11 protein-coding genes are annotated in these 13,158 nt (G+C 50.2%); 5 read left to right on the top strand and 6 right to left on the bottom strand.

Going from position 1 to position 13,158, the window contains the following annotated elements; all coding sequences use genetic code 11:
* The first annotated feature begins 36 nt into the window (after nucleotides 1–36).
* Nucleotides 37–1,836 (top strand): DUF885 domain-containing protein, encoded by a 1,800-nt coding sequence (locus BFC17_RS04425; RefSeq protein ID WP_217494013.1) that lies wholly within the window; start codon nucleotides 37–39, stop codon nucleotides 1,834–1,836.
* 67 nt (nucleotides 1,837–1,903) lie between these two features.
* Here BFC17_RS04425 and BFC17_RS04420 read toward each other — a convergent pair whose 3' ends face one another.
* Both BFC17_RS04420 and BFC17_RS04415 read right to left on the bottom strand, forming a co-directional pair.
* On the bottom strand, nucleotides 1,904–2,104 hold the full coding sequence (locus BFC17_RS04420) for a DUF1737 domain-containing protein (protein WP_070175249.1): 201 nt from the start codon (nucleotides 2,102–2,104) through the stop codon (nucleotides 1,904–1,906).
* 23 nt (nucleotides 2,105–2,127) lie between these two features.
* Nucleotides 2,128–3,093 carry a S41 family peptidase gene (locus BFC17_RS04415; RefSeq protein WP_070175248.1) on the bottom strand — a complete coding sequence of 322 codons (966 nt, stop codon included), beginning with the start codon at nucleotides 3,091–3,093 and terminating at the stop codon, nucleotides 2,128–2,130.
* Nucleotides 3,094–3,240: 147 nt separating this feature from the next.
* Between BFC17_RS04415 and BFC17_RS04410 the strand changes: the two genes are divergently transcribed.
* The gene (locus BFC17_RS04410) at nucleotides 3,241–4,665 is read left to right on the top strand and encodes an MATE family efflux transporter (protein WP_070175247.1); all 1,425 of its coding nucleotides are present in this window, start codon (nucleotides 3,241–3,243) and stop codon (nucleotides 4,663–4,665) included.
* Between the two features lie 11 nt (nucleotides 4,666–4,676).
* Nucleotides 4,677–5,042, top strand: a complete 366-nt coding sequence (locus BFC17_RS04405; RefSeq protein ID WP_070175246.1) for a RidA family protein — start codon at nucleotides 4,677–4,679, stop codon at nucleotides 5,040–5,042.
* Between the two features lie 36 nt (nucleotides 5,043–5,078).
* Here the strand turns inward: BFC17_RS04405 and BFC17_RS04400 are convergent, their stop codons facing one another.
* Complete coding sequence (locus BFC17_RS04400) at nucleotides 5,079–6,719, bottom strand: acyl-CoA synthetase (protein ID WP_070175245.1); 1,641 nt, start codon at nucleotides 6,717–6,719, stop codon at nucleotides 5,079–5,081.
* Nucleotides 6,720–7,044: 325 nt separating this feature from the next.
* Here BFC17_RS04400 and BFC17_RS04395 point away from each other — a divergent pair, with 325 nt between their 5' ends.
* The gene (locus tag BFC17_RS04395; protein ID WP_083271574.1) at nucleotides 7,045–7,566 is read left to right on the top strand and encodes a DUF3237 domain-containing protein; all 522 of its coding nucleotides are present in this window, start codon (nucleotides 7,045–7,047) and stop codon (nucleotides 7,564–7,566) included.
* A gap of 45 nt (nucleotides 7,567–7,611) precedes the next feature.
* On the opposite strand, the gene BFC17_RS04390 is transcribed toward BFC17_RS04395, so the two are convergent.
* A complete protein-coding gene (locus BFC17_RS04390) occupies nucleotides 7,612–8,094 on the bottom strand; it encodes a DUF6491 family protein (protein ID WP_070175244.1) in 483 nt (160 codons plus the stop codon).
* Between the two features lie 218 nt (nucleotides 8,095–8,312).
* Here BFC17_RS04390 and BFC17_RS04385 point away from each other — a divergent pair, with 218 nt between their 5' ends.
* Nucleotides 8,313–9,539 carry a threonine/serine exporter family protein gene (locus BFC17_RS04385; protein WP_070175243.1) on the top strand — a complete coding sequence of 409 codons (1,227 nt, stop codon included), beginning with the start codon at nucleotides 8,313–8,315 and terminating at the stop codon, nucleotides 9,537–9,539.
* 39 nt (nucleotides 9,540–9,578) lie between these two features.
* On the opposite strand, the gene BFC17_RS04380 is transcribed toward BFC17_RS04385, so the two are convergent.
* Both BFC17_RS04380 and BFC17_RS04375 read right to left on the bottom strand, forming a co-directional pair.
* The gene (locus tag BFC17_RS04380; RefSeq protein WP_070175242.1) at nucleotides 9,579–10,937 is read right to left on the bottom strand and encodes a hypothetical protein; all 1,359 of its coding nucleotides are present in this window, start codon (nucleotides 10,935–10,937) and stop codon (nucleotides 9,579–9,581) included.
* A 21-nt stretch (nucleotides 10,938–10,958) separates the two neighbouring features.
* Nucleotides 10,959–13,157 (bottom strand): DUF3857 domain-containing protein, encoded by a 2,199-nt coding sequence (locus BFC17_RS04375; protein ID WP_070175241.1) that lies wholly within the window; start codon nucleotides 13,155–13,157, stop codon nucleotides 10,959–10,961.
* Nucleotide 13,158: the final 1 nt, after the last annotated feature.

Below are 13,158 nucleotides of genomic sequence, written 5' to 3'. Positions count from 1 at the left end.
AGACTCATCCGGATATAACAAAAACAGGAGAATCTGGTGTCATCAGCTCAACATTCTTTAAAAATCATTGCACTGTCAGTGGCTATGGCTTGTGCCGCCGTTGGAACCACCGCTTGTTCATCGACCACCCCCACCGCCAGCAGCGTTGTTGAAACCTCAGCTGAAAACTCAGCAGACAGTCAGTTTGAAGCCTTGTATCAAGCCGAGTGGGCATGGCGTCAGAACAAAGATACCACCGACGAAAACAGCGACGCTCAGGCTGCTCCTTCCAGACTGCCCGATGTCAGCCTGGCCACCCAGCAAAAGCGACTAGACCGTTGGCAGGCGACGCTGGAACAGTTAGACGCTATGGATGTCAGCGCGCTGTCAGAAGCCAATCAAACCAACTATGCAGTGTATCGCCTGCAAATCGAAAACCTGATTGCCGAGCAGGAGTTCAGAACCTACGAGAAGCCGTTGCTGGGCGATACCGCGTTCTGGAGTAATCTGGCCTACATTACCCGCTCTACCTTTCATACCGAGCAGGATTTTGCCAACTACCTTAAATGGCTACAGGACATGCCACGTTACTTCGACCAGCAAATCAGCAACATGAAGCTGGGTTTAGCGCGCAAGTTTACGCTGCCGAAAATCTCTCTGGTGGGTCGCGATGCCTCAGTGATTTCAGTGGTAGAAGCCAAAGGCGCGGATAACACTTATTTTAAACCGTTCAGCAAAATGCCAGACCGCATCAGTGAGGCAAAACAGGCTGAGCTACAGGAACAAGCCAAAGCCGTGATCAACAACTACGTGATCCCGGCCCATCAAACCCTGCTGACCTTCCTGCAGGAGGAGTATATTCCTAACGCGCAACCGTCGATTGCCGGCTATGACCTGCCCGACGGCAAAGCCTACTATCAGGCGCAAATCAAGCAGTACACCACGCTGGATTTAAGCGCAGAGGAAATCCACCAGATTGGTCTGGATGAAGTGGCTAAAATTCGCGCGCGCATGCAGGACGTGATGGACGAAGTGGGTTTTGACGGTGATCTACAGGCATTCCTTGAGTTTTTGCGCACCGACGAACAGTTTTATGTGACTACCCCACAGGCGCTGCTGGACCGCGCAGCCTGGACAGCAAAGGAATTTGACGGCGTGGCAGAGCAATGGTTTGGTCACCTGCCGCGCAAACGCTTTGCCATTATTAAGGTACCGGATGACATTGCGCCATTTTATACCGCTGGTCGTGGCGGCCCGGGTACTTACTGGGTAAACACTTACGACCTGCCTTCGCGCCCGCTGTACTCGTTACCCGCGTTAACATTGCACGAATCAGCGCCGGGCCACGCATTCCAGATGCCGCTATCGCTGGAAAATAAAGATATTCCCGAGTTCCGCCGTAAAAGCTATATCTCCGCTTTTGGCGAAGGCTGGGCGTTGTACTCAGAGCTGCTGGGCGAAGAGATGGGTTTGTACCATACCCCATACGAAGTCTTCGGCATGCTGAGCTATCAGATGTGGCGCGCAGCGCGCTTAGTGGTCGACACTGGTATTCACGCTAAAGGCTGGAGCCGTAAACAGGCCCAGGACTTTATGAAAGACAACACCGCGCTGTCGATTCACGAAATTACCACAGAAGTTGACCGCTACATTGCCTGGCCTGGACAGGCACTATCTTACTATCTGGGTGAAATGACGATTATTGAGTGCCGCGCACGCGCCGAAAAAGCGCTGGGTGACAAATTTGATATACGCAACTTCCACGACATGATCCTGCAAATGGGCTCGGTGCCGCTATCGGTACTGGAAGCGCGGGTGGATAAATTCATCGCCGAAGGCGGCCCTTCGCCTTATTAAGCTCTCCCCTGTTTGTTACGCTGCACAGACCTCACAATAGTCAGGTTTGTGCAGCCTGCTTCCGGGTTTAATAAGCACTAAGCGCGATGTCAGCTGAGAACGCTTCACCCTCAACTTGTTTAATCACCGCCTGAGCGACAATAGTGCTGGTGCCGTTAAACGTTAACGAAGGGCTACCGTGCAGTACCCATCCTTTATTCAGTAACTCGGTTATTCTCATACAAAACGTGGCATCATCCGGCCCGGAAATCAGTCGGTATAACTGCATTTATTTCTCCTTTTATCTTTGCATTATTCGTCAGGCGCTATGCAATCTGCAGGTGCGTCGTTATTAATCATATCCATAGTAGCCGCTACCGCTTCGTTTGCCTGACAGCGTACATCCGGTATAACCCCTTCTCCCTGCCAGTTATCCCTGGTTGCAGGATTAATTATGGTAGCGTAAGCCATACCAATGCTGAGATGTTCACTGAGTGGCTTGGACGTCATCATGTAACCTAAACCAATGCTCGGCATGCCCACAATGGTCGCGCGATTGCCATGTTTAAGTGTATATGCCGCAAACTCCCATCCGCCGGCAACAAAAGGAGAGAGAACAATATACACGGCCGTCCCTGGCTTCAGCGGTACACTGGTTCCGGGTGACAACAGGTCGCTGCGCTGTTGATGAGCAAAAATAGCCTCAGCCAGCAATTGCCCCCTGGGGACAAAGTACCCTAAGAAATGTTGCGCTAGCGAAAGTGAAGTGAGTCCGGCACTTCTTAAATCAATGACCAGAGCCGTTACATCGGTTAATCCTGCCATAGCCACATCCAGCTCGGTTTGCCATCGCTGGTCTATCAGGTCACCATCAATAGCAAGAAAACCCACCCCGTTTTGCAGGATGCGGGTCTGGATAGCGCCGGGGAAATTCTCCTCAGCTACCAGGGCTTCGCCCGACAGCCCTGAGTGCCATTGCAGCTCAAAGCTTGAATCGCCGGTAGCTGCCGACAATATGGATTCCAGTTTTATCTTCAATCGGCCATAGGGAAAGTGGCCGTTAAACTCACCCCGGTTAAGTGCCACGGTTAAGGCTTCAGCGGCTTTTTCTGCTTTTTCCTGGTGCAGATAATCCTGTTTAATCAGGGTGATTAACTGGTTTATCGCCGCCGTGACTTCTTTTTGTGGTAACGGCGGCTCCACAACCTGAGCTGACACGCTGGTGCCACACAGACTTATCACAAGCGCCAACATGGCCAGCATAGTTGCTATTTTCATGCCCTTTCCCTGCATTTTTATATTTCCCTTATGATTTGGCCTTTCTGTCAGGTTTCAATATATAAAATGCCAAATCCGCAGGTCTGACATTCGTGTATTTTTACGTCTATCAGGGTACCATAACGCCACTTCTGCTACGGAGCTTGCATGGCTACTTCATCCACCTTATTAACCGGCCCTATTCACAAAGCCCTTTTATCGCTGGCGATCCCTATTGTGATTAGTCAGTTACTGCAATCTGCTTATCAGCTTACTGATGCGTTTTGGGTCGGTCGATTAGGCCCTGCAGAAGTCGCTGCCGTTTCAATCAGTATGCCGGTTACCTTTCTTGCCATCGCTATTGGCGCCGGCCTTGCCATGGCCGGAGCAACCCTTGCTGCGCAATACATGGGCGCAGGCAAACAGGACGAAGTGGACAAAGTGTCTGCGCAAACATTGCTGATGGTGCTGATTGTGTCTACGCTTCTCGGCGCTTGTGGTTACTGGCTGTCCCCCCACTTTCTTACTTTGCTGAATGTAGAACCCGCGGTTTACACCAACGCCCTTAACTTTATGCATGTTTCATTTATCGGCGTTATTTTTGTTTTTACCTTCAATATGTTTCAGGCACTGATGCGAGGCATTGGCGAGGTGAAGATACCGCTACTGATTGTACTGGGTACGGTTTTACTCAACCTGGTGCTGGATCCCTTATTTATCTTTGGCTTTGGCAGCTTTGAGGGGCTCGGCGTTACCGGCGCAGCGCTGGCAACCCTGGTCACTCAGGCGCTGGCGGCAATCATCGGTGTCGTTATTTTGCTTAAGGGCCGCCACGGCATTCATGTTCACTTGCGTTATTTTGTGCCCGATTACACCTATATCCGTCGCGCTTTTTTCCTGGGAATACCCGGCTCGGTCGATCTTTCCGCCCGTGCACTGGGGCAGATTATTATGTCCTTTCTGGTGGCGAGTTTTGGTACGGTGACTATCGCCTCTTACGGTGTTGGGAATAACATTCTGATGTTTGTGACCATTCCGGCACTCGGACTGGGCATGGCAATCTCTACGCTGGTTGGGCAAAACCTGGGCGCAGGGCAAATTGAACGTGCATCTCAGGCTGCCATTACCGGCACTATCTGGGGTTTTGTGTCACTTACCATAGTCGGCGGACTGAGTTTTCTGCTTGCACCACAAATCATTGCGTTTTTCGTGCCCGAACAGCCACAGGTTATCGTCACCGGAGCCGAGTTTGTTAAGGTTATGGCATTAACCTGGGGCGGCATGGCTGTACAGGTATGTATCACCGGGGCCTTCCGCGCTTCCGGCAATATGATGAATGCCATGGTGCTTTCCCTGCTGTCGCAATGGATGTTCTTATTCCCTATCGCGTTTGTCCTGTCTAAACACACCGAACTGGGTAAAGCCGGTATTTGGTGGGCTTTTGCGGCTGCCAATATTCTGATAGGCATTGTTAGCGTGTGTTGGCTTGCGCGCGGCAGTTGGAAACATACCAAACTCACCAATGACGATCAGGAAGTGTTGCAGGTAACCGAAGAAACTCTGCGCGAATCAGATGACCGTTACTATCCGTAAACAGAGGTACCATGAAAAAAATTCATCGCATTAATCCCACCCAGCGTTGGTCAGACGTTACAATTTTTAATGGCATAGCCAACTTTGTTGAAGTACCCGAGTGCGAAGCGGTGCTGGAAATTGAAGGCCAGGTGAAAGCGATTTTCGAACAGGCCGAAGCATCGCTGGCGCTGATTGACAGCGACAAGAGCCGCATTTTAAGCGTTACCATTTACATTACTGACTTCAGCCTGGTAGATCGCTTAAATGCCGTTTGGGATGAATGGTTTGAAGAAGGCACTGCACCAAGCCGCGCCTGCGTAAAAGTAGAGCTGGCCGACCCGGACTGGCTGGTTGAGATGGCCTTTACCGTGGCCGCCGGCGAAGCGTTCCAGTAACAACAAGAAGCGGCTGATGCCGCTTCTTTTTTATGGTTAGTTTTCCTGCACCTGAGAGCGCAGCACAAACTTCTGAATCTTACCCGTTGAGGTCTTGGGTAACTCGCCAAACACAATCTTTTTCGGCACTTTAAAGCGCGCCATATTGTTGCGGCAAAACTCAATGATGTCCTCTGCGGATACTTCCATCCCGTCTTTCAGCTTAATGAATGCCGCCGGTACTTCACCCCATTTTTCGTCAGGTTGAGCCACCACAGCCGCCTCAATAATGGCCGGATGACGATACAGCACATCTTCTACCTCAATACTGGAAATATTCTCCCCGCCGGAAATGATGATGTCTTTGGACCTGTCTTTAATTTCTACATAGCCATCAGAATGCCACACCGCGAGGTCGCCGGAATGGAACCAGCCGCCCTCGAAGGAATCATCAGTGGTAGACGGGTTTTTAAGATACCCCTTCATTACCACGTTACCGCGCATAAAGATCTCTCCCACGGTAACGCCGTCCTGGGGCACGGGCTCCAATGTATTGGGATTAGCCACCATAATATCTTCCTGCATTGGTACCTTAACGCCCTGACGCGCTTTTTTACGGGCTTTTTCTTCAATGGATAATGCATCCCACTCATCATGCCAGGCACAGACAACACAAGGGCCATAGGTTTCGGTAAGGCCATACACATGGGTCACCGCAAAGCCCATTTCTTCCATACCCTGAATGACCGCAGCCGGCGGCGCAGCCCCTGCTGTCATCACACTAACCTGATGTTCAATACCGGCTTTCATCTCGTCAGGCGCATTATTGAGCATGTTAAGCACAATAGGCGCACCGCAGAAATAATTAACCCCGTCGTCTTTGATGGCGCTGTAAATAGCATCAGGCCGCACATGACGTAAGCAAACGCTTACTCCGGCATTAGCCGCAATGGTCCAGGGAAAACACCAGCCGTTGCAATGAAACATCGGCAACGTCCACAAATAGCGCGGATGCGGTGCCATATTCCACGACACAATATTACTTACCGCATTTAAATAAGCACCGCGATGGTGGTACACCACGCCTTTTGGATCGCCGGTGGTGCCAGAGGTGTAATTCAGGGAAATGGCATCCCACTCATCATCAGGCAATGACCATTCATAGTTAGCTGCATCGCCGGTAGCGATAAAGGCTTCATAGTCCACTTCACCAATCAATTCGCCGCCTTCGTAGTAAGGATCGTCGATATCGATGACCAGTGGTTTTTTACCCAGCATTTTTACCGCTCTGCCAACCACTTCAGAAAACTCGCGGTCGACGACGACAACTTTGGCTTCGCCGTGTTGCAGAATAAACGCAATCGCTTCGGCATCCAGGCGGATATTAATCGCATTGAGCACGGCGCCGGTCATGGGCACACCAAAGTGAGCTTCAAACAGCTCTGGTAAATTGGGTGCAATAAACGCCACCGTATCGCCTTTACCCACACCGCGCTGAGTAAGTGCGCTGGCCAGCTGCTGCGTACGCTGATAGGTTTCGGCCCAGGTGCGGCGGGTTTGTTGATGGATGACCGCCAGATGATTGGGATAGACCGCAGCAGTCCGTTTAATAAAAGATAGCGGGCTCAGCGCAGCAAAATTGGCCGGGTTTTGGTCTAGTCCTAACGCGTAGGGATTATGAGAGTGTGTAGGGTTCATGGCTTTCCTTATCGCATTCAAACAGGTGTTTAATTATTTTTTCCATACTAAACTTTTGTTTAAACAATGCACAGTAGCGGATAGTCTTATATACCCTGTCACAACATGACTTATTGATTCAAAACAATCCCACAGAGCCAGGTTTTACTGTCTAGTGTGCTAATAAAAACAAGGCAGGCTGCGCCAAAAAATCATGCAAAAAATGACAAACCCGTTCAACCTAACGCCCACTATTTATTGCCGCTGGCAGGAATCGTGCTGACCGATTAGTATCAGAACATGAATTTACAAATTAGTAACATCTGGACACGATAGCGGAGAATGCATGCGAACCTGGATACTCATATTAAGTTTATGCTGGGCGTTACCAGCACTGGCTGACGACCTGGCAAAACCAGAACTGGAATTTATCTTTAAGGCCTTTGTGACCCTGGACCCGCCACAGGAGCTGGGCGATACCAAATACGGTAAGCGCCGAATCATCGGCATTAACGGCGGCACTTTTGCGGGCCCGAAAATGAAAGGGGTTGTACTCGATGGAGGCGCTGACTGGCAAACCGTGCGGGCTGACGGCACAGCCGACCTGGTTGCCAAATACAGTTTAAAGACCGACGACGGCTATGTGATTTACATTCAAAATTCAGGCATTCGTACAGCGGCGCCCGAGGTACTGGCAAAACTCGCAAAGGGCGAAGACGTACCCTCCTCACAATATTACATGCGCACCGCCGCTACGCTGGAGGTGAACGAGGACAGTCCCTACGCCTGGTTAAATAAAAGTGTGATTATCTCTACCGGCCGGCGCAACGCTGACAGTGTAGAACTGGATTTTTATCGGGTGAAATAAGTCGCGGGGCGATATGTCGCCCCATAACATTGACCTTGGTGTCGGCTAGCTTTTGGCCGCTTCTTCGTCTTCAAGCTGCTGTTCTTTCAGTTCAAGTTCTTTGACTTCGATTTTGCTTTTAATCTGATCGGTTAAGCCGTCATGTTGTTCGCGGGTTAACGGATAAATCTTGTTGATATAGCATCTGAACGGCAAGGTATCCGGCGTGTAGATAAAATCCGTACCTTCGCTTAGCGTGTTACCAAAGCGGCGGTGCAACAGGATACCAGGCCCAAAACCAATTTCGCTGCAGCGTGGAACCAGCTTAACCAGATAATAACGCCGCGGAGAGCTGCGCAGTATTAAGTACTCATGGCTGAGTTCGGCATAACTGTCCAGTCGGAAGGCGTTAACCGTATGGTCACGCTCCAGCTCTTCATCGGCAATAAACTGCTCCACCAGCGTCACCATTTCGCTGTTTGTTAAACTGGGAGTGGCACACCCTGCCAACGCTATTATTCCCGCTATTACTAACCAAAATCGCTTCATAACGCTCTACCTGTATCCTGTCTGTAAAGTTGATCTTGCCGGCCTGACTAATAAAATCCGCCGGAGTAAGCCATACTAACATTACAATATTAACCCAAGCTTAATCTCCCGCATCATTTTGCTAAGGGATTACTTAGAAACCAATACCTTATACTGTTATCATGCGGCCACGCGCAACATCGAGCGCACGACCATCGTTTTAAGCAAAGAGACCTCCCTTGGATACAAAAGAGTTTATACAAATACGCCGGTTTATCCTTAAACTCGGTAAAATGCTGCATAAGTACGGGACGCCCTCTTTTCGACTAGAGGCCTATCTCGACGAAGTGGCCCGCTACCTCGGTGTTTATGCCTCTTTTATCTCCACGCCAACCTCTTTGTCGGTGGTTATCTGGAGTGATCGCCATGAAGAAGAATACAGTCATAATGCCCGATTGGATCCCGGCGAGCTGGATTTAAACTCATTATCGCTGACCGATGAACTGGCCAATCTGCTGCTGTCCGGGCAGCTTACCCTGGAAGAAGCCGACAAACGCCTGTCAGCTATCGACGCTATGCCAAGCCCTTATGGCAAGCTGATAACCGGTTGTTCTTATGGCTTATCTACCGGTGCTTTTGGCATGCTGATGGGTGCCAGTTGGTCTGAGATCCTGTGGTCCGGATTATTTGGCTTAGTCGTGTATTTATGGGTGCTTTGGTCTGAGCGCTCTAAACGCGTAACGCTTATGCTTGAGCCGGTAGCGGCTTATGTTGTGGCACTGCTGGCCTGTTTTGCCAGCCGCTACGCCGACCCCGGTATCAATATTCCGCTGATTGTGCTGTCGTCCATCATCATATTTGTACCGGGACTGGCACTGACCATGGGGCTGGCCGAACTTTCATCCCGTAATATGGTGTCGGGCACGGCCAGGATAATGGACGCTATGATGCAGCTGTTTAAACTGTATTTTGGCGCTTATCTTGGCGTAGCTACCGGTTTTAGCCTGTTTGGTGAAAACACCTATGCACCCGAGCCATCGTTACCCTACTGGTCTACCTGGCTGGCGGTGCTGTTACTTGCCTTTGGGCTTGTGGCGATCTTCAGAACCCGGGCCAAACACATTCCCTGGGCGCTGCTTTCCGCCTTTATTGCTTACAGCGCCACGGCTTTAAGCTCTGACTATCTGCCACAGAATCTCGGTAGCTTTGTCGGCGCATTCACCCTTGGCGTGTTTGCCAACGCCTTTACCCGTTTTGCCAATCAGCCGGCTACGATTGTTGCCATGCATGGTCTGATAGTGCTAGTGCCCGGCTCAAAAACCTACATCGGCCTCAACTCCTTTGTGTCCGGACAGGATTTTGTGAATGCCGAACACATTGGCCAGGACGTGTTCATTATTTTTATGTCGCTGGTGGCCGGGCTTATTTTTGCCAACGTGGTGTTCCCCACCAAAAAGGCACTGTAAATAATGACTCTGTTTACGTGTTTGCCCTGTGGGCAAACACTACTGAGCGGCCTTTTTTAGCGCCTTAACCCGGTTGCGCGCGGTGCCAAATTCAAAATAATTCATAACCCCCAGATCAATAATCTGTTGCCAGTAGGTATTGGCCTTTTCGGTCTGGTGGTTTTCAAAGTGCTGCAGAGCCGCAACAAAAAGGGCTTCAGATTGCTTACAGCGATCATCAGCAACTGCCATTAACTGTGCCTCGTCGATGCTGCCACGGGCAAAGGCCAGCATATTGCGATGCCAGTCGCTCATGCTGATGGTGCTATCCAAAAGCTTTAACAGTTTCTCCCGTTCTGCCGTGTTACCCATAATGCCGTAACTGTATGCCCCGTAAAGCACGCCATAGGGTTCTGCATCTTCTAACTGACTGTACAGCGAGGCCTGTTTTGCCGCTTCCTGCCAGTTTAGTGCAGCAATACTGGCATAAACTTTAGGCAGTACATACATCACGTCGCGCTGCTGTGCTGCATCTCCTGTAAAAGCCATGACTTTATCCAGCCGCGTGTCCCACAAATACAGCTCGAGTAAATAATCGGTGTAGGATTTATCCAGCTCCGCGGCCTTGGCGGCAGCAAAAATAGCCAAAGGATACTGGCGGTTAAGGCGAAACACTTCGGCCAGTTGGGATTGGAAAAAAGCCTCATCAGGCACCATACGGGTAAGCGTGCGGGCATCTTCGAGTACCGCCGGTACGCTTTCGCGAATGTCAGCGTGACACATAGCTTCAGAAAGTTGGGTAGTCCGGTAATGCACGAGGTCAGACAATACCTCCACCGACTCCTCGTTATGGCGACGGGCAGCCATCATCAGATAGGTCGCCAGTGCGGTTTTATCCTCAGTATAGTAATGGCGGGCCAGTTCCAGATAGGCGTTCATAAAAAACGGATTGGTCCGCAGGCTTTGCTGCAATATGGCGACTTTTTCGCTGCCGGTAGGCTCCTTCAGCAAATAGTCAACGTACACTGGCGGCGCTAAATCCAGCGTAGCAAGAAATGGATGTTGCTGGTAAAAAGCCTGCCATTTTTTCTGCTCATAACGGCCTTCGACAAAGGCCAGTTTTAAATTGATAACATAATAATGGTAAGCAAAAAATCGTTCTGAAGGGGCTATCTCCAGCCCTTTAAGCAGATTTTTTTCAAGCCGGCTGAACAACTCAAAATCCGGCGATTCATCGAATAGTTGCAGTTGATATTCGACTAATTCCCGCAGGGCCAGAGAGTCATTAGGATACTGTTCCACTTTACTTACCAGTGCGGCTTCTTGCGGCTCCAGCCTGGCCGATTTTGATGTAGTGGACACACAGCCATTCAGTAATACCAGGCAACACAGCAGGCCGAGGGAAAATAATAACTTCATGATAAATTCCTTTTCAGCCGGTTAATACTGATAGCCAAGGGCTTCTGCACGTTTAAATGCAGACTCAGACAACGCATCATTACCGTTAAAGCCCTGTGCAATACCCAGCAGAAATTGCACCTCTCCGTTTTCTTCGTTGGCCTCAGCAAGGGCCTCTGTATAGGCTAACGCTTCAGCAAATTTGCCGTTGTCGAGCAGCGTTCTGGCTTGGGCTATTTGCTCTTCCAGACTCAGTACCTCGGGTGTTTCGGTATCGGATGCGGTGCGCTCAAAGATATACAGGCTTTCGCTGTCTTTTTGAAAAGCAGTGATGTCTTTATACAGATCCGCATACTGTTCAACCGAGATAGTTTGTGCATTTAACACAAAGGTGGCGGAGCTGACGACCTTGTTGTCGCTGGTTTCGGCGCTATGGATAATTTCAAAAAACCGGTTCTGGAAATTCTTTGCCTGTCCCTGATAACTTAACTTTGCGTCATCCCAGGGCGACGGATAGGTTGAGATAATTTTTACCGTAATCGGGATTTGGATATACAGGCTCTGATATCTTTCAGCCGGCGGCTCCATAGCCGAAAAACCGGTAAAAACCTTCAGTAACTGGGCGTTTTGCAACGAATAATGAAAACGCTGGATGTCATCGGTAATAGTCAGTAAATCCTTAAATTCACCGGTCAGAACAAACGGAGTCGCTATGTCTGCCGGATCGGTGGCCGAAAAGGTCGTTACCCGGTTATCGTGCACAAAGGGCGATAGCAGCTGATCGGCAACGCCACGCTTTTCTGGCGAAAACTGATAGTAATTTCGCAGGTTGGTCTCTACCTGTCCGGCAAAGCTCATGGTCACTGTCGAATTCAGGGACTGCCCTTCCAGCCTGTAATCAATGGCCACTGTCGCCACATTATCTTCGGGCTGGATTGCCGGAATAGTGATCAGCTCCCCCCCTTTACCATCAACCACAAAAGTTTGCTGATCGGCCAGCACAGCACTAAGGCCAGGGAATGCCCCCGTGGTACCGCTGGTATCAAGCCAGTACCCGCCCGCATCAGAGGCGACATAAGTGATCATGTGGTTAAAGTTCAGCGTAGCCAGTTCATCAAATAACTGCGTACCGTTATAGGTATTCACCAGTGCGGGATACGCTTCTATCCCGCCAAGGCGCAGCAAGGCAACTATCAGTGTGGTTTGATCCTTACAATCACCGTAAGCATTTTGCAGCACTTCGCTTGCCGTATGCGGCTGATAGCCACCACGGTTAACGTGCGCGCCAATGTAACGCACATTTTTTTGAATATATTCAAATACGGCGCGGACTTTATCCTGCTCCTGGGTCAGTCCGGCAAACAGCGAGTCGGCCAGCGCTTTTACGTGACTGTCCGCCTCGCCGATACCGGCTAATGCCGGGTCAAACAAGTGCGAATACCAACGGTCGATAGCCTGCCAGTTATCCATTGTTGAGACATAAATTGCTGGCACCATGTTATCTACCGGCGGCATACCAGATTGCATGGTAATGGCGTCAAGGTTGTTCATTTCCCAGCGATATTCTGTGGTTTTGCCCTGTTGAGTGATCTCTGGTTGTAACGTGTTATTGCGGTTTTTCAGGGTCAGCGGCATATCGGTGGGTACCGTTAGAGTGACCTTTGAAGTGAGCATGGGGTCTATTCGTAACCAGTTTTTCTGCGGTAAAAATTTAACGTAGCGAAAGCCAAGTACCGAGAACCACTCGCCGTCGATAATGGGCTTGGTCTGCACTTCGCTAAACTGATATTCAATGATGTTACCGACTTTAAGCTGTGGTACCGCAAACTCGATACGCTTCATGTCGTCAAGGTAGTCGTCGGAATTTGCCGCCGTCTCGGAGATGGCGTCCTGCTGCATATCAAATACTTCACCGTTAGCGGTAATTACCCGCGCAAAGTCAATGGTGCTGTCGTGATAGTAAGCATTAAAGGTGGTAACCAGTTTAGAGTAGTCGCTGACCGCCTCTTCGTTGGTGAGATAGATTGCCCGGTAATAACGGGCTTTTTCCAGGCGCTGGCCGGTGACTTCTATTTCGTTCAGTCTGCTAAGTAGTACCGCCCCTTTATCGGCAAAGGGCGTGGCCTTGCTCTTAAGCGCCAGCAGCGTTTGCACATCAGGGCCTATGCTGGGTGCTGCCGCAAGCACATTGGCACAATAACAACAAAACAGAGCAATCAACAATCGGATTTTTACCGCCATC

Source organism: Marisediminitalea lipolytica (assembly GCF_001758465.1).
GTDB lineage: Bacteria > Pseudomonadota > Gammaproteobacteria > Enterobacterales > Alteromonadaceae > Alteromonas > Alteromonas lipolytica.
Note: the sequence above shows the minus strand (reverse complement) of the source record. Positions and strands in the feature narration are given on the sequence as shown.